Origin of the sequence: Pseudoduganella sp. S-14 (assembly GCF_049913285.1) — a bacterium.
In the GTDB taxonomy this organism is placed as follows: Bacteria; Pseudomonadota; Gammaproteobacteria; order Burkholderiales; family Burkholderiaceae_D; genus Rugamonas.
Window position 1 is genome coordinate 4,745,971 of the sequence record NZ_CP183991.1, and the last position, 22,115, is coordinate 4,768,085.

At 60.9% G+C, this 22,115-nt stretch carries 20 protein-coding genes; 9 read left to right on the forward strand and 11 right to left on the reverse strand.

Annotated features, from left to right (window positions below):
• Positions 1 to 8 precede the first annotated feature (8 nt).
• Both ACN9MZ_RS21800 and ACN9MZ_RS21805 read right to left on the reverse strand, forming a co-directional pair.
• Positions 9 to 2,024: an ATP-dependent DNA helicase gene (locus ACN9MZ_RS21800; RefSeq protein WP_426338992.1), complete on the reverse strand. Its 2,016-nt coding sequence runs from the start codon at positions 2,022 to 2,024 to the stop codon at positions 9 to 11.
• A gap of 26 nt (positions 2,025 to 2,050) precedes the next feature.
• Entirely contained in the window at positions 2,051 to 2,251 is a 201-nt protein-coding gene (locus tag ACN9MZ_RS21805) for a YdcH family protein (RefSeq protein WP_055931517.1), read from the reverse strand.
• Between the two features lie 135 nt (positions 2,252 to 2,386).
• On the opposite strand from ACN9MZ_RS21805, the gene ACN9MZ_RS21810 reads away from it, so the two are divergent.
• A complete protein-coding gene (locus ACN9MZ_RS21810; protein WP_426338993.1) occupies positions 2,387 to 3,193 on the forward strand; it encodes a PP2C family protein-serine/threonine phosphatase in 807 nt (268 codons plus the stop codon).
• Here the strand turns inward: ACN9MZ_RS21810 and ACN9MZ_RS21815 are convergent.
• The 7 genes from ACN9MZ_RS21815 to ACN9MZ_RS21845 all read right to left on the reverse strand — a co-directional run bounded on the left by ACN9MZ_RS21815 (position 3,190) and on the right by ACN9MZ_RS21845 (position 12,268).
• Complete coding sequence (locus ACN9MZ_RS21815; RefSeq protein ID WP_426338994.1) at positions 3,190 to 3,891, reverse strand: hypothetical protein; 702 nt, start codon at positions 3,889 to 3,891, stop codon at positions 3,190 to 3,192. The genes ACN9MZ_RS21810 and ACN9MZ_RS21815 overlap by 4 nt on opposite strands.
• Before the next feature lie 13 nt (positions 3,892 to 3,904).
• Positions 3,905 to 5,002, reverse strand: coding sequence for a cell division protein ZapE (gene zapE / locus ACN9MZ_RS21820; protein WP_057259555.1), 1,098 nt, complete (start codon positions 5,000 to 5,002; stop codon positions 3,905 to 3,907).
• Between the two features lie 108 nt (positions 5,003 to 5,110).
• A complete protein-coding gene (gene lpdA, locus ACN9MZ_RS21825; RefSeq protein WP_426338995.1) occupies positions 5,111 to 6,544 on the reverse strand; it encodes a dihydrolipoyl dehydrogenase in 1,434 nt (477 codons plus the stop codon).
• A gap of 13 nt (positions 6,545 to 6,557) precedes the next feature.
• Positions 6,558 to 6,884, reverse strand: coding sequence for a PspC domain-containing protein (locus ACN9MZ_RS21830; protein WP_426338996.1), 327 nt, complete (start codon positions 6,882 to 6,884; stop codon positions 6,558 to 6,560).
• 132 nt (positions 6,885 to 7,016) lie between these two features.
• The gene (gene odhB, locus ACN9MZ_RS21835; protein ID WP_426338997.1) at positions 7,017 to 8,258 is read right to left on the reverse strand and encodes a 2-oxoglutarate dehydrogenase complex dihydrolipoyllysine-residue succinyltransferase; all 1,242 of its coding nucleotides are present in this window, start codon (positions 8,256 to 8,258) and stop codon (positions 7,017 to 7,019) included.
• A gap of 74 nt (positions 8,259 to 8,332) precedes the next feature.
• On the reverse strand, positions 8,333 to 11,188 hold the full coding sequence (locus tag ACN9MZ_RS21840) for a 2-oxoglutarate dehydrogenase E1 component (RefSeq protein WP_426338998.1): 2,856 nt from the start codon (positions 11,186 to 11,188) through the stop codon (positions 8,333 to 8,335).
• Between the two features lie 174 nt (positions 11,189 to 11,362).
• Entirely contained in the window at positions 11,363 to 12,268 is a 906-nt protein-coding gene (locus tag ACN9MZ_RS21845) for a LysR family transcriptional regulator (protein WP_426338999.1), read from the reverse strand.
• 100 nt (positions 12,269 to 12,368) lie between these two features.
• On the opposite strand from ACN9MZ_RS21845, the gene ACN9MZ_RS21850 reads away from it, so the two are divergent.
• The 3 genes from ACN9MZ_RS21850 (at position 12,369) to ACN9MZ_RS21860 (ending at position 15,098) form a co-directional block, all read left to right on the forward strand.
• The gene (locus ACN9MZ_RS21850) at positions 12,369 to 13,217 is read left to right on the forward strand and encodes an MBL fold metallo-hydrolase (protein WP_426339000.1); all 849 of its coding nucleotides are present in this window, start codon (positions 12,369 to 12,371) and stop codon (positions 13,215 to 13,217) included.
• 197 nt (positions 13,218 to 13,414) lie between these two features.
• Positions 13,415 to 13,786 (forward strand): BlaI/MecI/CopY family transcriptional regulator, encoded by a 372-nt coding sequence (locus tag ACN9MZ_RS21855; protein ID WP_426339001.1) that lies wholly within the window; start codon positions 13,415 to 13,417, stop codon positions 13,784 to 13,786.
• 43 nt (positions 13,787 to 13,829) lie between these two features.
• Positions 13,830 to 15,098, forward strand: coding sequence for a leucine-rich repeat-containing protein kinase family protein (locus ACN9MZ_RS21860; protein WP_426339002.1), 1,269 nt, complete (start codon positions 13,830 to 13,832; stop codon positions 15,096 to 15,098).
• 1 nt (position 15,099) lies between these two features.
• Here the strand turns inward: ACN9MZ_RS21860 and ACN9MZ_RS21865 are convergent, their stop codons facing one another.
• The gene (locus tag ACN9MZ_RS21865) at positions 15,100 to 17,565 is read right to left on the reverse strand and encodes a S41 family peptidase (RefSeq protein WP_426339003.1); all 2,466 of its coding nucleotides are present in this window, start codon (positions 17,563 to 17,565) and stop codon (positions 15,100 to 15,102) included.
• Between the two features lie 114 nt (positions 17,566 to 17,679).
• Here ACN9MZ_RS21865 and ACN9MZ_RS21870 point away from each other — a divergent pair, with 114 nt between their 5' ends.
• From ACN9MZ_RS21870 to ACN9MZ_RS21890, 5 genes are all read left to right on the forward strand, one after another.
• Complete coding sequence (locus ACN9MZ_RS21870; RefSeq protein WP_426339004.1) at positions 17,680 to 18,066, forward strand: hypothetical protein; 387 nt, start codon at positions 17,680 to 17,682, stop codon at positions 18,064 to 18,066.
• Positions 18,067 to 18,093: 27 nt separating this feature from the next.
• Complete coding sequence (locus ACN9MZ_RS21875; protein WP_426339005.1) at positions 18,094 to 18,570, forward strand: hypothetical protein; 477 nt, start codon at positions 18,094 to 18,096, stop codon at positions 18,568 to 18,570.
• A gap of 147 nt (positions 18,571 to 18,717) precedes the next feature.
• Positions 18,718 to 20,285 (forward strand): IS3 family transposase gene (locus ACN9MZ_RS21880; protein ID WP_426338214.1). Its coding sequence is split into 2 segments (ribosomal slippage): positions 18,718 to 19,156 and positions 19,156 to 20,285, totalling 1,569 coding nucleotides; the frame shifts between segments, so codons are not numbered across the junction.
• A gap of 17 nt (positions 20,286 to 20,302) precedes the next feature.
• Positions 20,303 to 20,836, forward strand: a complete 534-nt coding sequence (locus tag ACN9MZ_RS21885) for a hypothetical protein (protein WP_426339006.1) — start codon at positions 20,303 to 20,305, stop codon at positions 20,834 to 20,836.
• On the forward strand, positions 20,836 to 21,339 hold the full coding sequence (locus tag ACN9MZ_RS21890; protein ID WP_426339007.1) for a hypothetical protein: 504 nt from the start codon (positions 20,836 to 20,838) through the stop codon (positions 21,337 to 21,339). The genes ACN9MZ_RS21885 and ACN9MZ_RS21890 overlap by 1 nt, the downstream gene beginning before the upstream one ends.
• Here ACN9MZ_RS21890 and ACN9MZ_RS21895 read toward each other — a convergent pair.
• Positions 21,305 to 22,093, reverse strand: a complete 789-nt coding sequence (locus ACN9MZ_RS21895) for a DUF6585 family protein (RefSeq protein WP_426339008.1) — start codon at positions 22,091 to 22,093, stop codon at positions 21,305 to 21,307. The genes ACN9MZ_RS21890 and ACN9MZ_RS21895 overlap by 35 nt on opposite strands.
• Positions 22,094 to 22,115 lie beyond the last annotated feature (22 nt).

Here is a 22,115-nt window from a genome sequence, read left to right on the forward strand (position 1 = left end):
CCCTGTGGTTAATGGCCTTTGAAGAATTCGATGACTTCCGCCGCTTCGCGCGTGCGCTTGAACGGCGGCAGGCTTTGCCAGATGCGGCGGCCATATGGCTTGGAAATCACGCGCGGGTCGCACAGCATCAGCACGCCGCGGTCGCCTTCATCGCGAATCAGGCGGCCGGCGCCCTGCTTCAGGTTGATGATCGCCTCCGGCAGGGTGTGGCCCATGAAGCCGTTCAGGCCCTGGCGCTCCATGACTTCGATGCGCGCCGCCAGCACCGGATCGTCAGGCGGCGCGAAAGGCAGCTTGTCGATGATCACCAGCGACAACGCATCGCCGCGCACGTCCACGCCTTCCCAGAAGCTCTGGGAGCCGATCAGCACGCCATTGCCGGCCTTGCGGAACTGGTCGAGCAGTTCGGTGCGGCCACGGTCGCCCTGCACGAACAGCGGGAACTTCAGGCCGCGCTTGTCGAATTCGTCGCGCAGGCGGTCGGCGGCGCGCTTGACGGCGCGCAGCGTGGTGCACAGCAGGAAGGTGCGGCCGCCGGCCGCTTCGATGACCGGCAGCGCCGCATCCAGCACGGCGTCGGTATAGCCCATCGAATTCGGGTCCGGCAAGCCTTGCGGCACATACAGGATGCCCTGCTGTTCATAGTTGAACGGGCTTGGCCAGTTGCGTGCGACTTCGTTCTCCAGCCCCAGTTGCTGGGCGAAGTGGGTGAAGTCGTTTTTCACCGCCAGCGTGGCGGAGGTGAAGATCCAGCTGCGCGGCACGCCTTCGCGCTGGCCGTTGAAGATCGGCGCGATCGACAGCGGCGTTTTATGCAGTTGCAGCGAGCTTTGGAAGGCCTCCACCCAGAACACCGCTTCTTCGCCGGCAGCCACCTTGGCCTTCGGGTCGAACTTCCACGCTTCCAGGCGGGCCGACAGCTCGTTGCCGCGCACGCGGCATTGTTCTATGGTCTCGGCGCGCTCGGCATTCCTTTCCAGCACGGCCACCATGTCGATCAGTTCATCCTTCAGCGTCTGCAGCGCCGAGAAGAAATCGCTGGAGGGGGCGATCTGCGGCAGCGACATGCGCACAATGTCTTGCGAGAAGGTCAGGCGCAGGTCACGCGCTGCTTTTTCCACCGGCATGACTACCTTGGCCCATTCGGCGCCGTCGCGCGCATGGGCCAGTCCTTCGGCCAATACATCGCGGCACAGCTCAAGGATCTGCGAGGTGGATACGCTATCGCCGAAGAACAGCGTGGCAGTATCGGGCAGCTGGTGCGCCTCGTCGAAGATCACGGTGTTCGCGGAAGGCAGCAGTTCGGCGACGCCGGTATCCTTCAGCGCCACGTCGGCGAAGAACAGGTGGTGGTTGACTACCACCACGTCGGCCTGCTGCGCCTCGCGGCGCGCCTTCATCACGAAGCAGTCCTGGTAGTACTGGCACTCCTGCCCCATGCAGTTCTCGCGGGTCGACGTCACCAGGTTCCACACCAGGGCGTTTTCCGGTACGCGCGCCAGTTCGGCCTTGTCACCGGTGCTGGTCATTTTCAGGAAACGCGAAATTTCGCGCAGGTAGCCGACGTCCTCGCGCGAGGTCATGCGGCCGTTTTGCAGCGTGCGTTCCAGGTGGTAGTGGCACAGGTAGTTGGAGCGCCCTTTCAGCAGCGCGACCGAGACCGGTGCCTGCAGCGCGGCGCGAATGGTCGGGATATCGCGCAGGAACAACTGGTCTTGCAGGTTCTTGGTACCGGTCGAGACGATGGTCTTGCCGCCCCACAGCAGCGCCGGTACCAGGTAGGCAAAAGTCTTGCCGGTGCCGGTACCGGCTTCGGCGATCAGGGTCTGCTGCTTGGCGATGGCATCGGCGATCGCCTTGGCCATCTCGGTCTGCGATTTGCGTGGACGAAAACCGCCCACCGCCGGGCCGAGGGGGCCGCCGGGTCCAAACAGGCGCTCAATATCGGCGTCGTGCGCCCCCGGAGGAAAAACCGGATCGCTCGGCGCGCCGGGAGCGGCGGTCGGCTGTTGTGTATCAGTCAAGTTATTCGAAGAATGAGTGGCCCTGCTCAGGCCGGTACGTCGGGCACCAATTGCATTTTCAGCAGGGTGATATAGTCTTTCAATTGCAGCTTACGCTTCTTGAGGCGGCGCAACTGAAGTTGATCGTGGTGACCATCCAGGGTCAACATTTCAATGACTGCATCCAGGTCGCGGTGCTCAACGTCGAGCTCAACGATGCGACGCTGGATTTCTTCTTTGTTGATCATAAATGGGAAGTCTGCACGATTTCGATTAACGTTTGCTTACAGTTTCGTAGGGACAACAGGCTATACTTGCAACAAAACTGCATACTGTGCATAGTTTAACTCAGGTAGTCATTGGAAAGAAGCTGTCAAGTCCCTATGAGCACGTACAAGATCGAGGCTGGAACCGCCCAACATATCGGTAGCCGGCCCCTACAAAATGACCGTGTCGCGTTGTTTACAGCGCAGAAAGCACCCGGCTATGTGCTGGCGGTGCTGGCCGATGGCATCAGTGGCGGCGCTACTGGCGCTGAACAAGTGCTGCATACGGCCAAACAATTGTTTGACGATTACCGGGCGTCGGAGACTGTCCACCTGGGGCGTCTGGAAGAATTGCTGCGCGAAATAGCGCACGATGTCCACCAGATCCTGGTCATGGACCCGCGTACGGGCGCCAGCGAGCCCCAATCAAGCATGGTGCTGATGGTGCTGACGCCGGAGCGCCAGGCCGTCTGGGCCGTGGTTGGCGACTCGCGCCTGTATCGTTTTGACAACAAGGAGTGCCTGGCCCGCACGGGCGACGCCGAATATGTCGCCCACCTGATGGAGAAGGAAAACTTGCCGGAAGAAGCGGCGCGCAAGCACCGCCAGGCCAAGCTGCTCAGCAACGCCCTGGGCAACAAGCACAGGGAACCGTTTGTCACGTTCGGGGTCCAGCACGACCTGAAGGCAGGCAACTCATTCCTGCTCTGCTCGGACGGGCTGTGGTCGTATTTTGCGGACGTGGAACTGGCGAGCGCGATCGCCAAGAAGTCGCCGCGCGAAGCGGCGGAACTGCTGATCAACAAAGCGCGCGAACGTGCCCAGGGCAAGGGCGACAACTGCTCGATGGCGATCATCAAGCTGGTCGCCCCGCCGAAGGAAAAGGTCAATTACACGGTGCAGAAGCTGCGTAAAGCCGTTTAAGGCTTTTTCGAGGCCGCAGCCTTGGCTGCGGCCTCGGCTTTGGCAGCTTCGGCCTTCTGCGCTTCCGCAGCACGGCGCTTCTTCTCTTCCTTCTCGGCCATCTTGGCCTTGACTTCCGCCTGCCGCTTTTCCGACTCGGCTTTCTTGCGTTCGAATTGCGCCGCCTTGGCAGCGCGTTTCGGCGCGTCGGAAGCTTCCTGGGCGACGCGGGCCTGTTCGCGGGCATCATGTTCCGCCTGGCGCTGCTGCACCGAGACGGCAGCCGGCTTTGGTGCCGGCTTCGAAGCAGGGTCGACTTTTGGCGGCTTCGGATGGGCGGCGTTGTAGGCCGCTTCCGCGGCATCCTTCTGGGCGCGGTCTTCCAGTTCTCGGTCGCGCGCTTCCACCGCATTACGGCGCTTGAAGTAATTGGCTTCCACTTCCACCGCGCGCAGTTCGGCCAGGCGCAAGCGGCGCTGTTCCTTGGCTTTGTCGATACAGGAATTGACGAAGAACTTGTCGTAGCAAAGCGCTTCGCTGGCGTTGAACTCCGCCTCCACCGCTTCGCGGTCCTTCTTCACTTGCGCCAGGCGCGCGTCAGCCTGCTCGACCGAATGGGTTTCCGGGGTGCCCGGAGCACCAGTGGTTGCCGGACGGCCGATGTCCTGCGCCAGCACGGCGCTTGGCAGCATTACGGCCAGCCAGATCCAGTTCTTCAAATTATTCTCCTTGTCAGGACAGCTTTTCGGCAGCGCCGCGCTGTTCCTTTTCCATATATTCGCGCGATTGCATCTCGACGATACGCGACACGGTGCGGTGGAATTCGTTGGACAGCACACCGGACGTGTACAGCTCCTCCGGCTCCACTTCGGCCGACATGATCAGCTTGACCTTCTGGTCGTAGAACACGTCGATCAGCCAGGTGAAGCGGCGCGCTTCGGATGATTGCCCGGCCGACATCATCGGAATACCGGACAATATCACGGTATGGAAGCGGCTGGCGATTTCCAGGTAGTCATTCTGCGAGCGCGGGCCGCCGCACAGCGTAGCGAAATCGAACCAGATAATGGTGCCGGCGCGGCGCAATGCTTTCAGCTCACGGCCTTCCACATGGATGCGCGGGTCTTCGTCGGAAGTTTCGGCCACGCGCGCGAAGGCTTCGCGCAACTGGTGGTCGGTATTGGCGTTGAGCGGCGTGTAGTAGGCATCGACCTGCTCCAGCGCGCGGCCGCGGTAGTCGACGCCGGCATCCACGTTCAGCACGTCCATCTTTTCCTTCAGCAGGGCGATGGTGGGCAGGATGCGGTCGCGGTGCAGGCCGTCCGGATACAGGGTGGACGGCTCGTAGTTCGAGGTCATGATGAAGGACACGCCGTTGTCGTACAACGCCTTCATCAGGTTATACAGGATCATGGCATCCGCCACGTCCGATACGTGGAATTCATCGAAGCAGATCAGGCGGTATTTTTTCGCGATCCGTTTTGCCACTTCGTCCAGCGGGTCTTCCACGCCGCGCAGTTCGTCCAGTTGCATGTGGACGTCGCGCATGAATTCGTGGAAGTGCAGGCGCGTCTTGCGCACCAGCGGGATCACCGAATAGAACGAATCCATCAGGAAGGACTTGCCGCGCCCTACCCCGCCCCACATGTACACGCCGCGCGGAGGCGTCGGGCGGTTGATCAGGCGTTTGAAGGAATTGGAGCGCTGGGCTTTGTACTCGACCCATTCGTCGTAGCACTGCTGCAGGCGGTCGACGGCGCGCTGTTGGGCGGCGTCGGCTTTGAAGTCGCGCTGCGTGAGCGCGTGCTGGTAAAACTCTTGGACGTTCATTCTTGTTTAAACCCGGTAAACCTGGGTCTGACCCAACGGTCAGCCCCTGTCGGTGCGGCCTGCAGTGGATGGGTCTGACCCTTGGGTCAGACCCTGCCTTACCGGGTTTTAGAAGTTCAGCGTACGCTTATCAACAGCCAGCGCTGCTTCCTTGGTCGCTTCGGACAGCGATGGGTGTGCGTGGCAGATGCGCGCGATGTCTTCGGCCGAAGCCTTGAACTCCATCGCCACCACGGCTTCGGAGATCAGCTCGGAAGCCATTGGGCCAACAATGTGCACGCCCAGGATCTCGTCGGTGGTTGCATCGGCCAGGAACTTCACCATGCCGTTGGTATCGCCCAGCGCACGTGCGCGGCCGTTTGCCAGGAATGGGAAGGTGCCGGCCTTGTATGCCACGCCTTCAGCCTTCAACTGCTGCTCGGTCTTGCCCACGGAAGCGATTTCCGGATGGGTGTAGATGACCGACGGCAGGGTATTGAAGTTGGTGTGGCCATGCTGGCCGGCGATACGCTCAGCCACGGCAACGCCCTCTTCTTCCGCCTTGTGCGCCAGCATCGGGCCGCGCACCACGTCGCCGATCGCCCACACGTTTGGCAGGTTGGTCTTGCAATCGCCGTCCACCGTGATCATGCCGCGCTCGTCGACGGCCAGGCCCACTTTGTCGGCGCCCAGGCCGATGGTGTTGGCGGTACGGCCAATCGACACGATCAGCTTGTCGAAGGTCGCCTTCTGCGCTTCACCCTTGGCGTCGGTGTATTCAACGGTGACGTTGTTCTTGCCGGCTTCGACCTTGGTGATCTTGCAGGACAGGTTGATCGACAGGCCCTGCTTGGTCAGCAGCTTCTGTGCTTCCTTGGCGATCTGCTCGTCGACAGCGCCCAGGAAGGTCGGCAGGCCTTCCAGCACGGTCACTTCGGAGCCCAGGCGGCGCCATACGGAGCCCAGTTCCAGGCCGATCACGCCGGCGCCGATCACGCCCAGCTTGGCCGGTACGGTTTCGATGTTCAGGGCGCCGGTGTTCGACAGGATCAGTTTCTCGTCGAATGGTGCGCCTGGCAATGCACGCGGGTTGGAGCCGGTAGCAACGATGATCTGCTTGCCGGTGATGGTGTCGGTGGTCTGGCCCGAGATGGCGATTGGGTAGCCTTCGGCACCGGCGGCGCCGGCGAATGCGCCGCGCCCGTGGAAGAAGGTGACCTTGTTCTTCTTGAACAGGAACAGGATGCCGTCGTTGTTTTGCTTCACCACGGTATTCTTGCGCTTCAGCATCTGGGCCACGTCGAAGGACAGGCCTTCCACGTTGATGCCGTGCTCTTTGAAGCCGTGCGATGCGTGTTCGAAGTGCTCGGACGATTGCAGCAACGCCTTCGATGGGATGCAGCCTACGTTGGTACAGGTGCCGCCTGGGGCTGGCTTGCCGGCTTCGTTGCTCCACTCGTCGATACAGGCCACGGAGAAGCCCAGTTGCGCTGCGCGGATGGCCGCGATGTAACCGCCAGGACCGGCGCCGATAACTACTACGTCAAATTGTTTGTTGCTCATGTCTATTCCCAAATCATTGGTCGTCCGTAGGGACGAAAATCCACATAAGGATGTAAATCAGCCCGCCGAAGCCGAGGCATGTTGCGACCAGAACGAAGATCAGGCGCCAGATCCAGGATTCGATGCCGGATTGCTTGGCGATGCCGCCGCACACGCCGCCTAGCCAGCGGTCGGTGGTGGAGCGGCGCAGCTTGCCGACTTCGGTGGCGAAATCGCCGCCGGGCTGCTGGCTGGCGCCGCTTTGCAGCAGCTTTTCCTTGGCACGGGCGAATTCTTCATCGCTCAGGGCACCGGCCTGGTGCAGTTCGTGCAGGCGCTTCAGTTCTTCGGAGACGCTCATGTGACTCCCTTCGATTTTTAGACCCGGTAAACCTGGGTCTGACCCAAGGGTCAGACCCAGTCGACTCCATGGCCCGTGGCTGAGGCATACCGGGGTCCGACCCTTAGGTCAGACCCCGAATTGCCGGGTTTATTACAGGTCCAGCAGCAGGCGCGCAGGATCTTCCAGCGCTTCCTTCATTGCCACCAGGCCCAGGACAGCTTCGCGGCCGTCGATGATACGGTGGTCGTAGGACATCGCCAGGTAGTTCATTGGGCGAATCACGATCTGGCCGTCAACGACAACTGCGCGGTCCTTGGTGGCGTGCACGCCCAGGATTGCCGATTGTGGTGGGTTGATGATCGGGGTCGACAGCATGGAGCCGAAGGTGCCGCCGTTCGAGATGGAGAAGGTGCCGCCGGTCAGGTCTTCCAGGGTCAGCTTGCCTTCTTTAGCCTTGGCGCCGAATTCGCCGATCTTCTTCTCGATCTCGGCAATGCTCATCTGGTCTGCGTTGCGCAGGATAGGCACCACCAGGCCGCGTGGGGAGCCCACAGCGATACCGATGTCGAAGTAGCCGTGGTAGACGATGTCGTTGCCGTCAACCGAAGCGTTCAGGATCGGGTACTTCTTCAGTGCGTGCACAGCAGCCTTGACGAAGAAGGACATGAAGCCCAGCTTCACGCCGTGTTCTTTCTCGAACTTGTCCTTGTACTTGTTGCGCAGGTCCATGACCGGCTTCATGTCCACTTCATTGAAGGTGGTCAGGATTGCGTTGGTGGACTGGGACTCAACCAGGCGCTCGGCGATACGTGCGCGCAGGCGGCTCATTGGCACGCGCTCTTCCGGACGGTCGCCCAGGTTGGCAACGGCTGGAGCGGCAACCTTCTGCAGTTGTGCCTTAGGAGCGGCTGGCGCCAGCGGTGCTGGAGCAGCAGGTTTCGGTGCAGCGGCTGCTGCCAGGGCATCGCCCTTGGTCACACGGCCGTCTTTGCCGGAACCGGCAACGTCGGAAGCAGCGATGCCGGCTTCGGACAGGATCTTGGCAGCGGCTGGCATGGCAACGCCGGACTTGTCGGCGGAAGCGGCAGCGGCTGGAGCGGCAGCAGGAGCGGCGGCAGCGGCAGGAGCCGATGGGGTCGCGCCGGCAGCGGCTTCGGTATCGATGATGGCGATCACTTCGCCGGCAACCACGGTGGCGCCGTCGGCCTTGATCACTTGCACAACCACGCCTGCGGCTGGTGCTGGCAGTTCCAGGACAACCTTGTCGGTCTCGATGTCGATCATGTTTTCGTCGCGGGCCACTGCCTCGCCGACTTTCTTGTGCCAGGACAGCAGGGTCGCTTCAGCGACGGATTCCGACAGTTGAGGAACTTTGACTTCGATTTGTGCCATTTGTTTTTTACTCCGAATTTTGTGTATTTTTCGCGCCGCCCGCATCGCGCGGGCGGCTCACCCGCTTGATGCGTTTACTTGGTCAGGATGAAGCCCTTCAGCTTCGAGAACGCGGTTTCCAGCAGGTCTTTCTGCTGCGCGTAGTGCTTGTCGTAGTAACCCACGGCAGGCGAAGCGGAAGCAGGACGGCCGGCGTATGCCAGCTTCTGGCCCGATTCCATGGCCTCGAAGATGTTGTGCTGGATCTGGAACCAAGGACCCTGGTTCTGCGGCTCGTCCTGCGCCCACACCACTTCGGTCAGGTTCGGGAACTTCTTCAGTTCAGCAGCGAACGCCTTGTGCGGGAACGGGTACAGCTGCTCGATACGCACGATGGCGGTATCGGTCACGCCGCGGGTCTTGCGGGTGTTCACGATGTCGTAGTACACCTTGCCGGAGCAGGCGATCACGCGCTTGACCTTCTTGGCGTCGATGGACTCGTCCACTTCGCCGATCACGGTCTGGAAGGCGCCCTTGGCCAGTTGCTCCAGCGCGGAACCTGCATCCTTGTTACGCAGCAGCGACTTAGGAGTCAGGATCACCAGAGGCTTACGGAACTGGCGCACCATCTGGCGGCGCAGCACGTGGAAGATCTGCGATGCGGTGGTCGGCTGCACAACTTGCATATTGTTGTCGGCGCACAGCTGCAGGAAACGCTCTGGGCGGCACGACGAGTGCTCTGGGCCCTGGCCTTCGTAGCCGTGCGGCAGCATCATGACCAGGCCGGAAGCGCGGCCCCACTTCACTTCGCCGGAGCTGATGAACTGGTCGATCACCACCTGGGCGCCGTTGACGAAGTCGCCGAACTGGGCTTCCCAGATGGTCAGGGTGTTAGGCTCGGCGGTCGAGTAGCCGTATTCGAAGCCCAGCACTGCCTCTTCGGACAGCACGGAGTCGATCACGGTGAACGGTGCCTGGCCTTCTGCGATGTTCTGCAGCGGAATGTAGGTGCCAGCATCCCAACGCTCGCGGTTCTGGTCGTGCAGGACGGCGTGACGGTGGGTGAAGGTGCCGCGGCCGGCATCCTGGCCGGTCAGGCGCACTGCGTAGCCGGAGGAGACCAGGGACGCGAAGGCCAGGTGTTCGCCCATGCCCCAGTCCAGGTTCATCTCGCCCTTGCCCATGGCAGCGCGGTCAGCCAGCACTTTCTCGACCAGCGAGTGCACCTTGAACGATTCAGGCACGGTGGTGATGGCAGTCGCCAGGCGCTTCAGCTCAGTCATCGGCACGGCGGTATCGGCCGCGTCGGTCCACTTGCGGTTCAGGAACGGCAGCCAGTCAACGGCGTACTTGTTCTTGAAGTTGGAGATCACCGGATCGATGGTGTGCTTGCCCTGGTCCATCGCAGCGCGGTAAGCGGCCACCATGGCGTCGCCGCCGTCGGCCGGGATCACGCCTTGCGTGATCAGCTTATCCGCGTACAGCTTGCGGGTACCTGGGTGCTTGGCGATCTTCTTGTACATCAGCGGCTGGGTCAGAGCCGGAGTATCCTGCTCGTTGTGGCCCAGTTTGCGGTAGCAGATGATGTCGACAACGATGTCTTTCTTGAACTGCAGGCGGTAATCCAGGGCGATCTGGGAAGCCAGTACCACGGCTTCAGGATCGTCGGCGTTCACGTGCAGCACAGGCGCTTCGATCATCTTCACGACGTCGGAGCAGTAGATGGTGGAACGTGCATCGCGTGGATCGGAAGTGGTGAAGCCGATCTGGTTGTTGATCACGATGTGCACGGTGCCGCCGGTGCCGTAGCCGCGGGTCTGCGCCAGGTTCAGGGTTTCCATCACGACGCCCTGGCCGGCGAATGCCGCGTCGCCGTGCACCAGGATCGGCAGCACCTGCGCGCCGTGCGCGTCGCCGCGGCGGTCCATGCGGGCCTTCACGGAACCTTCAACCACTGGGTTGACGATTTCCAGGTGGGACGGGTTGAACGCCAGCGACAGGTGGACCGGGCCGCCTGCAGTGGAGATGTCGGACGAGAAGCCCTGGTGGTATTTCACGTCGCCGGCCGGCAGGTCGTCGGCGTGCTTGCCTTCAAATTCTTCGAACAGGTCCTTAGGCGCCTTGCCCAGGGTGTTCACCAGCACGTTCAGGCGGCCGCGGTGAGCCATGCCGATCACGATTTCCTGCACGCCTTTTTCGCCGGCGCGCTGGATGATTTCATCGATCGACGCGATGAAGGTCTCGCCGCCTTCCAGCGAGAAGCGCTTCTGGCCAACGTACTTGGTGTGGAGGTAGCGCTCCAGGCCTTCAGCGGCGGTCAGGCGCTCCAGGATGTGCTTTTTCTTTTCGGCGGTAAAGTTAGGGGTCGAACGGATCGACTCCAGGCGCTCCTGCAGCCAGCGCTTTTCGGCCGGGTCGGAGATGTACATGTATTCCGCGCCGACGGAACGGGTGTAGGTGTCCTTCAGCAGGTTGGTCAGGTCGCGCAGGGTCGCGGTCTCTGGGCCGAAGTAGGTGTTGCTGATGTTGAAGACGGTGTCCTGGTCGGCATCGGTGAAACCGTAGAACGATGGCTCCAGTTCAGGGATGCTCGGACGTTCCTGGCGCTGCAGCGGGTCCAGGTTAGCCCAGCGAGAGCCCAGGTAACGGTAGGCTGCGATCAGCTGGGTGGCGGCCACGCGCTTGCGGCCCATTTCGGCGTCGGACGAAGCGACGATGGTGCGGATGGGACCCGCTTTCGCGCGTTCGGCGAAGGAAGCGATGACGGACGAGTGAACGACGTCTGGTTTGGCGCTGCCGTCAACTGCCGGCACGTTCTGCATGGCGTCGAAGTACTGGCGCCAGTTGTCTGGCACGGAGCCAGGATTTTCGAGGTACGCCTCGTACAGTTCTTCTACGTACGGCGCGTTCCCACCAAACAGGTAGGAATTGGACGTCTGTTGTTGCATCATTTCTTTGCTCACCTTTCTTCGCGCTTCGCGAGGAATTAGCGGGTTGTTCAAACCTTCCGCGACACGGCCTGACCGGTTAGCGGATTGCACATCAAGTTGTGGGGAAGGGCTCTGTTGTTTCCAGATTTTCCAAAAACGGTCGCCTAGCATAGCACTGTCATTGAACTGAAACAACTAAAACTCCGATCCGTGCCGGGCGAACCAGTCGGCCAGGTAGTCCAGCAAGGCCCGCAGCGCAGGCGGCATGTGCTGGCGCGATGTATAAATGGCATGCATTCCCAGCGCCTGTGGTTGCCAATCCGGCAAGACCTCCACCAGCCGGCCCGCCGCCACTTCCGGCATGACCACAAAGCGCGGTTGCATGGCGATGCCGGCACCCTGCCCGGCCGCCGCCAGCAGCGCCATCGATTCGTTCGACGACAGGTTGCCGCCGACCGGCACCTCCACCACTGCCGCGCCGGCGCCGGCGCCGGCCAGGGTCCACACGCTCTTGCCAAAGTAGCTATAAGCCAGGCAGTTATGCCGCGCCAGATCCTGCGGGTCGGCGGGCGTGCCATGCTCCGCCAGGTAGGCCGGCGCCGCAGCCAGCATCGAACGGCACTCGCCAAGCTTGCGCGCGATCTGGTTCGGCTCCAGCGCATTGGTAATCCGGATGGCCAGGTCGATGCGCTGCTCGACCAGGTTGACGGCACGGTTATCGACCTGCAGGTCCACCGTCACCTGAGGGTAGCGGCGCAGGAAGCCCGCCAGCGCATCGGCCAGCGCCGCCTGCGCCAGGAACTGCGCGCAGGCCACGCGCAGCAAGCCGCGCGGTTCGCCAGCCCCGGCGTCGCCCGCAGCCGGAATCGCCTCGGCCAGCGCCAGCAATTCGCGGCAACGCGCCAGCGTCACCTCCCCCGCCGCAGTCAGCCCCAGACGGCGCGTAGTCCGGTGCAGCAGGCGTGCTCCCGCCCACTCCTCCATTTCCGCCAGGTAGCGGGTCACCATGGCGCGCGACATATCAAGCGCTTCAGCCGCAGCGGCCAGGCTGCCGCGTTCGGCAATGGTGACAAAGACGTTGGCCGAGGCAATACGGTCCATATGAGCGATTTAAGCAATAAACAGTTTCAATATAACCTATTTTTCGAACATCTCGAGCGCCCTACACTGGCGTCATCTACTCACCCAAAGGAATTCAGACATGATCAAGCACACCCTCGCCGCAGCCGCCTTCGCAGCAGGCACCGCCGGCGCCACCGCCGCCCCGCTGACACTGGAAGTCTTCAATCCAGGCGAAGCCGCCATCTTCCCGGTTGCCTCCGTACTGGTGAAAGGCGAAAAAGACGCCGTGCTGGTCGACGCCCAGTTCTCGCGCGCCGAGGCCGAAAAGCTGGCCGCCCAGATCAAGGCCAGCGGCAAGCGCCTGACGACTATTTATGTGAGCCACGGCGACCCGGACTTTTACTTCGGCCTGGAAGTACTGAAAGCAGCCTTCCCGCAAGCCCGCATCGTGGCACGCGGCACCACGATCGCTGCCATGGAAAAGAAAGGGCAAGCCAAAGTAGCCTACTGGGGCCCGATCCTCGGCGCCAACGCCCCAAGCGGCGTAGTGATGCCGGAACTGCTGCAAGGCGACATCGAGCTCGAAGGCAAGAAGCTGGAAATCAAAGGCCAGGGCGACCGTAGCTATGTATGGATTCCATCGATCAAAGCCGTGGTCGGCGGCGTGGTGCTGTTCAAAGGCCTGCACGTCTGGATTGCCGACACCCAGACGCCCGACTCGCGCGCCCAATGGCTGTCGGTACTCGACGACATGGCCAAGCTGAAGCCTGTGACCGTGGTGCCCGGCCACTTCGTCCCCGGCGCCGCCCTCACTCCGGACGCCATCAGCTACACCGCCGACTACCTGCGCCGCTTCGAAGCCGCCACCCCGGCCGCCGCAGACAGCGCCGCCCTGATCGCAGCAATGAAATCCGCCTACCCGCAAGCCGGCCTCGAAAGCGCCCTGCAACTGAGCGCCAAAGTCGCCAAAGGCGAAATGGCCTGGTAAGCCCCCTCAGCCGAGCCCGTGTCCCACCCTGGGGTCACACCCGAAATGGGACACGAGCTCGGCTGCAGTACGGTTGAGGCCGTGTCGCGTTTCGGGTGTGACCCCATGGTGGGACACGAGGCCAGCAGTTCGCGGGTGTAGACTTTTCTGTCTAGATCATTTATTCTAGATCTATCAGCGCTCTTCCTGGATCTATCATGACCTTGCCGAAACCTACTCCTAGCGAACTGGAAATGCTGCGCCTTTTGTTTGCGCTTGGTCCGGCGACGGCGCGGCAAGTGCATGAGGCGGCCGTACAGACGCGGCCGGATATGCAGTACGCGACCGTGCTTCGCCTGCTGCAAGTGATGCACACCAAGGGGTTGCTGAACCGCGACGAAAGCCAGCGCGCCCACATCTATTCGCCTGTAGAGCAGCAAGACTCGATCCAGACTTCCTTGCTGAAGGACTTGATCCACAAGGCTTTTGCCGGTTCCGGCAAGGCCCTGGTGATGGCGGCCCTGCGCGGCGGCCACGTTTCGCCCATGGAGCGCGCCGAGATCCAGAAAATGCTGGACGAGGAAAGCTAGGCGCAAGCTATACTGCGCCCGCCAAAACTCTTCATGTAAATCGATGCAAACGCTTCAACAACTGCGCACCGGCGAGCTAGCCGGCGCAGAGCGGCTGCAATTGCGCTGCGGCCTGACTGAATTCCCACGCGAGATCTTCGACCTGGCCGAGACGCTGGAGATCCTGGACCTTACGGGCAACGCCCTGTCCTCCCTGCCAGACGATCTTCCACGCCTGCATCGCCTGCGCATCATCTTCTGCTCCGAAAACCAGTTCACAGAACTGCCGCCAGTGCTGGGTCGCTGCGCTTCGCTGAACATGATCGGTTTCAAATCGAACCGCATCGCGAGCGTGCCCGCTGCCGCCCTGCCCGCCCGACTGCGCTGGCTGATCCTGACCGACAACCGCATCGAACAGCTTCCCGCCGAACTTGGCCGCTGCACCGACATGCAAAAGCTGATGTTGTCGGGGAACCGCTTGCGTGCATTGCCTCCGGCGCTGGCAAATTGCAGCAAGTTGGAACTGCTGCGCATTTCGGCCAACCGTCTTCCGCAACTGCCAGGCTGGCTGACCTCGATGCCGCGGCTTGCCTGGCTGGCTTTCGCTGGCAACCCTTTCAGCGAGGCGCCATTGCCGCCTGCGGCCAGCATTTCCTGGAACGCGCTGCAAATCCAGCACAAGCTGGGCGAAGGCGCGTCCGGCGTGATCCACCAGGCCACGCTCGATGGCAAGCCAGTGGCAGTCAAGGTGTACAAAGGCGCCATGACCAGCGATGGCTTGCCAACGCAGGAAATGGCCGCCTGCATTGGCGCCGGCACGCACCCCAACCTGATCCCCGTACTCGGCACGATCCCCGATCATCCCACCCAGCTGCCCGCCCTGGTCATGCCCCTGGTCGATCCCGACTTGCGCAACCTGGCCGGCCCGCCAAGCTTTGCAAGCTGCACCCGAGACGTTTATGCCGATGGCCAGTTCTTCAGCACTGAAGCCCTGCTGGGCATCGCACGCGGCATTGCCGCTGCCGCCGCGCACCTGCATGCGCGGGGCATCATGCATGGCGACCTTTATGCGCACAATATACTGAACTGCGGCAAAGGCAATGCAGTGCTAGGCGATTTCGGCGGGGCCTCGCGGTTCGAACCAGGCACTGCGCTCGCATCTGCGCTGGAGCGACTGGAAGTACGGGCCTTCGGCTATCTGCTGGAAGAGCTGCTCGAACGCTGCGAAGAAGAACTGCCTCAGGTGCGGGCACTGGCAATTGATTGCCTGCGCCCGGCACCTGGAACCCGCCCTGCATTTGCCGAAGCTATAGCAAGGCTGGCTGCAGCTTGAGCTAGCGGCTCTTGTCCGGATAGGCCGGACGCGCCGGTCGGCTTGGTGGTGACTTCGCCAGTTCGGCCTTGATCACCTCGATCGCCTTCTCCAGCTGCGGGTCGCGGCCCGCAATCACATCCGCCGGATTCTGGTCTACTTCAATATCCGGCGGCACGCCCTCGTTCTCGACACCCCAACCACCCTCGCGAGTCCAGAAAGCCAGGTTCGGCGCCGTGATCGTGCCGCCATCCAGCAGCACGGGGAAACCGAGAATGCCAACCAGGCCGCCCCAGGTCCGCTTGCCAATCAGCGGGCCAAGCTTATTCTTGCGGAACATCCACGGCAGCAGGTCGCCTCCCGAGCCTGCGGTTTCATCGATCAGCATCGCGCGCGGCCCCTGGATCGAGGCGGAAGGCGTCTTCATATCCGCGCCATAGCGCATGGCCCACCAGGCGATCTCCTGCTTTTGCAGCAGCTCGATATAGTAGTCGGCCAGGCTGCCTCCGCCGTTAAAGCGTTCATCGATGATGATCGCGTCCTTGTAGGCTTGCGGGTAGAAATAACGCTTGAAATAAGTATGCCCCAGCCCCGCCGTATTCGGCACGTAGACATACGCAACGCGCCCGCCGGTTGCAGCGTCGACTTTGCGGATATTCCCTTCCACCCAATCGCGGTTGCGCAGCGCATCTTCGCTCGCCACCGGCACTACCGTGATATGGCGCGCGCCCTTGCCATCCGCGTTCGGTCCGACCGTGATTTCAATCGAGCGGTTGGCGGTATTTTCGAACGCGCTGTACAGGTTGGTCGGCGGCGTCAGCGGACGTCCGTCGACGGCCAGCAGGTATTCGCCCACTTTCACGTTCAGCCCGGGTTCGGTCAATGGCGCACGCAACGTCGGATTCCAGTTCAGGCCACCGTAGATTTTCTTGAAGCGATAGTGGCCGTTGGCGACCTCATAGTCGGCGCCCAGCAAGCCGCCTGGCACCGGCTTGGCGTCGATGAAATTGTCACCGCCACCACCGCGATGGTGGCCAACCGCCAGTTCGCTGCACAGCCACTGGATCACGCGATTCAGGTCACTGCGCGTAGCGACGTCCGGCAGGAACTGGGCATATTTATCGCGCATCGCTTTCCAGTTCACGCCATGCATATGCGGGTCGTAAAAATAGTCGCGATTGATGCGCCAGACTTCGTCGTAGATCTGCTTCCACTCCACGCGCGGATCGGCCTTGGTTTCGATGGCTTCCACACGCAGCTTGCCTTCCGATGGCGACAGCAGCTTGCCGGTGGCGGAGCCGGTATTCCACTGCTCCTTCAGGCGCCAGGCGATCTTCTTGCCGTCAGCGCTGATTTCAAAGTCATCCGCGTCGGCAACGATGGTTTCGGTCTTGCGGTCTTTCAGGTCGAAGCGCTGGACCTGGCGTTTGCCATCCACCTCGCGCAGGAAGAAGATCTGGCCTTCCGCACCTGCCTCCAGGTCGAAGTATTGTGACACCGGCGGCGGCATATCGATCACGCGGGTCGATATGCCATCCCAGTCGATGCGCATCGGCACAGGCGGCTTGGCCGTTGCAGCGGCGGCTTTCGCTTTGGCGTCCGCACCGCGGCTGGTCGAGGTATCGGCCACTACGCGTTCCTCGCTCTTGTCGCCGGCAGCGCCTTCCTTGGGCGGCTCCTTTGGCGCGGGGGGGGCGGTTGCAGCCCCTTTCTCCTCGTCGCTTTCGCGCACCAGTGGCGACGGGACGTCATTACGCAGCACCATCAGCCAGAGCGAGCGAGTTGGGCGGTTGTCCTGGTTCTGCAGCGAGAACCAGTTGTTGCTCGGTCCCGCGTCGGTGGATGCGAAGAAGTAAAGGAATTTGCCGTTGCGGTCAAAGACCGGATTGGCGACGTCGGACAGGCCATCTGTCACCGCATGCGATTTATCCTCGTCCAGGGCGTAGATATACGCCGTGCGCGTATAGCTCAGCGAATTGAGCGTATAAGCGATGAAGCGCGAGTCCGGCGACCAGGCGCCCCGCAGCGACTTGTCGATGCCGTACATTGGCTCGGTGGCCACTTTCTTTTGCACGCCAGTCGCCAGGTCGATGTAGTACAGCGTCCAGGAGTTGTCGATGAAAGCGATTTTCTTGCTGTCCGGCGACCAGGCTGCACGTTCAAAGAATCCGGAACCGTTCAGCTTGAACTTGCGCAATTCGCCCTTGCCGTCCTGTTGCCTGACATGCAAGGCGTATTCACCGCTTTCATCGGAAAAGTAGGCGACTTGCCGGCCGTCCGGCGACCAGGCTGGGCCGCGTTCATGGGTGCCAGGCGTTTGCGTCAGGTGACGAATATCCCCCTTCTCTGCCGGAACTGTAACGACATCGCCGCGGAACTCGAACGCCACGCGCGCGCCCGATGGTGAGAGTGAGGAATTGCGAATATATCTTGCCCCGCGCACCCAGCGTTCACGCGACAGTCCCAGGTCGGCACTGACACCAATCACTAGCCTCCTGCCAACGGTCGCGCCGGTATCAAGGTTGAGCATATGAAGGTAACCGGCTTGTTCGTACAGAATCTGTCCGCCGGATAAAGCCGCATTCAGCACAGGAAAATCCGAATGACGGGTCAACTGGTTAATGGTCTTGCTTCGGGTGTCGTACACATACAGATTAAACTCGCCATCGCGATCGGAGCGGAAATAAACCTTATCGCCAACCCACATTGGATCAACATCATTAACCCGCCTTGGCGGTTGTGGAATACGTTCGACGGCTTGCGTGTCGCGATTAAACAGCCAGATAATCGAATTCAAACCGCCACGATAACGCTTCCATTGCAGGAAAGCTGGCGAAGTCGGGTTATAGGCGATTTTCCGGCCATCCGGCGAGAAAGTCGCACGCGCGGCATTCGGGATTTCCAACCGGGTTTCGACACCACCACCCACCGGAACCGTGAACAGGTTGCGATAGCGGTTATTCGACGCCACGCGCGGAGAAGTAAATAAAACCTGCGCGCCGTCGGGCGTAAATCCTTGCACAAGATCCTGGCCCGGATGCCAGGTCAGGCGGCGCGGAATGCCGCCGGAAATCGGCAGGATAAATACATCAATATTGCCATCGATATTCGCGCTGTAGGCAATCGACTTGCCATCGGGCGAAAAGAACGGATTCGATTTCTCTCCTACATCCGAAGTCAAGCGCCGGGCATCCCGGCCATCCTGACCGGCCAGCCAAACATCGCCGGCATAAATAAACGCAATGTGCTCATTGGAAATTGCCGGCTCGCTGAGCAGGCGGGTATCGGCAGTATTTGGTATGGCATGTGCTGCAATGGGAAGCAGCAATGCAGTGGCCAGAATAAGGTTAGGGCTGGTGAACAAGCAGGACTCCTTGAAGGGAAAGCACTCGTATTTGCACTGACTCATAACCACGATATCAGAACTCCATCTCCGACGGGGCATCCAAAGGCCCGACAAACTAATTCGTGGCGCGTTCATGCCAATATTTAGCTCAACGTCGGGCTTGTCTTCGTGGTCCTGCAAGCCATACTTGCTCCCGAAGCGCCGCCGGCCAATTCCCGGCGATAACCCCCCGGTGTCAAAATAGTTGTCGCTCCGATAGATCTGAGAAAATGGGGGCGATAACAGGAGTGAGAAGTGGCACGGTACGGACAAGAATTCAAAGACAAAGCGGTGGCGCGATTGCTGCCACCGGAAAGTGCATCGATCAAGGATGTGGCCTTGTCGGTGGGCGTGAGCGAATCGACTTTGGAGCGCTGGCGCAGCGAGGCGTTGGCGAATCCAGCGCAACGCCGCGAATGGACGCCCGCCGCGCGGTTTGAAGCGGTGCTGGCGACATCCGCCATGGACGAGGCCAGCAAGGGTGCCTGGTGCCGCAGCAACGGCGTATATCCGCACGAGCTGGCGGTATGGCGCGAGCAGGCGATCAATGCGCTGGGCCAGCCGGGAGAAAAACGTTTGAGCGCAGCGGAAGCCAAGCAGGACAAGCGCCGCATCAAAGAGCTTGAGCGCGAGGTGCGCCGTAAGGACAGGGCATTGGCCGAAACTGCAGCCTTGCTGGTGCTATCAAAAAAAGCCGAGGCGATCTTCAGCAAGTACAAGGCCGAGGACGAATGATCGGCCTCGAAGATCGCCAGGCTCTGGCCCTGGAAATCCAACAAGCTTGCCAAGCCGGTGCCCGCTTGAGCGAGGCATGCGCGGCGGTCGGGCTGAGCGCTCGCACGCTGCAGCGCTGGCAGGCAAGCGGTGGATTGGTAAGCGGCGATCGTCGCCCGACGGCGGTACGCCCCATGCCATCGCATGCGCTGACGGATGATGAGCGCGCGGCGGTGTTGGCAGCTGCGAATGAACCGCGCTTTGCCGACATGCCGCCGGCGCGCATTGTTCCCATGTTGGCCGATGAGGGCATCTATCTGGCCAGCGAATCGACGTTCAGCCGCATCTTGCGTGCCCATGGCCAAGTGCGTCATCGCGGCCGTGCCAAAGCACCTCGTCAACAACGGCCGCCGACCACCCATGTCGCTACTGCACCCGGCCAGGTGTGGTGCTGGGACATGACCTACTTGCCGGCTGTAGTGGCGGGCCGCTGGTTCTACCTTTACCTGATCTTGGATCTCTATAGCCGCAAGATCATCGGCTGGGAAGTGCATGCCGAGGATGATGCCGACCACGCCAGTCATCTGGTGCGGCGCACGGCTTTGGTCGAGGGTGTCGCTATGCGCCACAACAAGCCGGTGCTGCATGGCGATAACGGCGCCACGCTGAAGGCGACCACGGTGCTGGCCATGCTGCATTGGCTGGGCATTAAGCCATCGTACTCGCGCCCACGTGTGAGCGACGACAACGCCTTCGCCGAAGCGTTGTTCCGTACCGCGAAGTACCGTCCGGAATTCCCTTCCAGTGGCTTCGCAGATCTGGCCGACACACGAGACTGGGCAGCCCGCTTTGTGCAGTGGTACAACTTCGACCACCGGCATAGTGGCATTCGCTATGTTAGTCCGGCGCAGCGACATGCGGGACTGGATACTGCCATTCTGGCAGCGCGGCATCGCCTGTATCTGTCCGCCCAGGCTCGCCACCCGGCTCGCTGGTCGGGCCATACCCGCAACTGGACGCCATGCGACGCGGTCACGTTGAACCCCGAACGGGATCTCGTCGTTTCCGTCGCTGCGAAGGAGATTCAAACTCAGCAAATTGCTGCTTGATTCAGGCGACAACTACCTTGACACGCGCCGTAACACTAAAGGTGACTCAAATAGCACTCCCGGATTATTCGGACGACGACGATTTTTACGGCCAGGGCTTTCTGCGACAAAACAAAGTTTTGGTCTGGGTTGGCCTTGATGGCAGCCGGGGCGAACCGGAACTCGATGTCGTCCAAGATTTGTGTGGCGTCGGCTATTACAGGCTAAGCGACCAGGAACATTACAACTTCGATTTCGCAGCCGTCGATTTGCGTGATTTAATCGCGCCCCTCTCGTATTCGGCCACTTTTATTGACGCCGCTATTGCTACGGCACGTAAGCGCGGCCTGGAGAAAGCGCGCTGGGTGACGGTGCAATACGATTTCGAATACGATCCGTTAAAGGTCACACGGCAGATTGCCCGTGATCCGATATTCATTGGCAGCTTTTTCTATACGGCCAACAGCGTCGAATCCCTGACCCACATACGCCGGGACGGCAACAGGATTGAAGAAGACACGAATGTGGGAGCGCTCATTGAAAAGGAATGGGGGCCTCAACCCGTTAAATAATGAGAGCACAAATAGCCGACCGACTGATCAATGTCTGCCCGGACCTGGATCTACCCGGATACCAGCTTTTTGGTATCTTCACCGGCGAGCCTGCTTCCGAGCATGGGACGATTGAACCATATCGTTTCACATCCAAGTCCAGCCAATTGATGGAAGAACGCGCCGCACAATGTGAGCTCGCTCGCTGTGCGACTGTCCGAGTGCTGTGCGCGGAAGATGCGCCATTCGACCTCTCGAAATTCAGCATCAATATCGATGGCAATGGCCATCGCACACCGCCACGGCTCAAGCACCTGGCTTCGCCAAGCCTTGAAATCATTCCCGTCGAGCCGGGCAAGCATCGCATCGTCATCCGCGAAGCTGACGTGCGCAAACTGGATCGTGCCGAATCGAGCGCGGAGCACTTCGACATCGCCTCAGGCGACGAGGCGACATTTGCCTTGCAACTGGACGGCGAGGCCCTCCTTCTCAAGCCATTGCAACCATTTGTTGCGGCACCTTAGTCGCCCCAACATCAATCTGAGTGAAGTGTTCGAGCACGGCCAGAAACACGAAGAGATTCTTGATCTGGAAGGAATGAGGCCGTCCCCAAGGAATCCGACGCCCCTTCCTCTTGATAATGACTTGCCCCGACCTGAGTTCCGCATCACCGACTTCCGACCAGGGAAGCTTGGCGAAACGCCTGTTAAGCCCGGCCCGGCTGACCTCGATTGCACCAAAATCCACAGTTTCACCGCGCTCAAGCTTCGCAATCACGAGCGGAACCATCTCCGCCGCAGTCAGCGTCAACAAATTGATGCCGAGCGCGAAAACTTCCTTGTAGTTGTCGGTGAATTTCAACGTCGTCTTCGGCGCCAGCCTTATCTTCACCCATGTACGTCGAATCAGGAAATGATGCATTCTTGTAGCGCGAACGGTCACATCCTGCACTTCACGCCAGCGGAAGAAAGTGGTCCTCCCCCTGATCCGATGGGCAATTCCCTTCTCGAAGACCGTCAAGCTTGAGCCTTTGAGCCTATACCAGCGAATGACAATGCCTATTCCGAGCAAACACGATATTCCAGCAGCTATTCTCAAGAATACAAACAGACTCATATCCATCGCCGCCATTTGAACGTCGGCGACGATGAAGGGCAGTGTAATAGCTGCGGAAATCAGCGCGACCGCAAGCACAGGATAAAGCAAGCCCAGCCCTCCGATCGGATGGGTACTGACAATTTTCCCGCACTGGCTCACCGGACGAACTTTCGCAGACAAAATGATTCCTTAAACACAGAGC

What these genes read in the sequence shown, in the direction of transcription:
- ACN9MZ_RS21845 (WP_426338999.1), bottom strand. Translation starts at nt 12,268, where the DNA reads ATGGACCGTATTGCCTCGGCCAACGTCTTTGTCACCATTGCCGAACGC.
- ACN9MZ_RS21860 (WP_426339002.1), top strand. Translation starts at nt 13,830, where the DNA reads ATGCAAACGCTTCAACAACTGCGCACCGGCGAGCTAGCCGGCGCAGAG.
- ACN9MZ_RS21805 (WP_055931517.1), bottom strand. Translation starts at nt 2,251, where the DNA reads ATGATCAACAAAGAAGAAATCCAGCGTCGCATCGTTGAGCTCGACGTT.
- odhB (WP_426338997.1), bottom strand. Translation starts at nt 8,258, where the DNA reads ATGGCACAAATCGAAGTCAAAGTTCCTCAACTGTCGGAATCCGTCGCT.
- ACN9MZ_RS21870 (WP_426339004.1), top strand. Translation starts at nt 17,680, where the DNA reads ATGACGGGTCAACTGGTTAATGGTCTTGCTTCGGGTGTCGTACACATA.
- ACN9MZ_RS21850 (WP_426339000.1), top strand. Translation starts at nt 12,369, where the DNA reads ATGATCAAGCACACCCTCGCCGCAGCCGCCTTCGCAGCAGGCACCGCC.
- ACN9MZ_RS21855 (WP_426339001.1), top strand. Translation starts at nt 13,415, where the DNA reads ATGACCTTGCCGAAACCTACTCCTAGCGAACTGGAAATGCTGCGCCTT.
- ACN9MZ_RS21830 (WP_426338996.1), bottom strand. Translation starts at nt 6,884, where the DNA reads ATGAGCGTCTCCGAAGAACTGAAGCGCCTGCACGAACTGCACCAGGCC.
- ACN9MZ_RS21890 (WP_426339007.1), top strand. Translation starts at nt 20,836, where the DNA reads ATGAGAGCACAAATAGCCGACCGACTGATCAATGTCTGCCCGGACCTG.
- zapE (WP_057259555.1), bottom strand. Translation starts at nt 5,002, where the DNA reads ATGAACGTCCAAGAGTTTTACCAGCACGCGCTCACGCAGCGCGACTTC.
- ACN9MZ_RS21810 (WP_426338993.1), top strand. Translation starts at nt 2,387, where the DNA reads ATGAGCACGTACAAGATCGAGGCTGGAACCGCCCAACATATCGGTAGC.
- ACN9MZ_RS21840 (WP_426338998.1), bottom strand. Translation starts at nt 11,188, where the DNA reads ATGATGCAACAACAGACGTCCAATTCCTACCTGTTTGGTGGGAACGCG.
- lpdA (WP_426338995.1), bottom strand. Translation starts at nt 6,544, where the DNA reads ATGAGCAACAAACAATTTGACGTAGTAGTTATCGGCGCCGGTCCTGGC.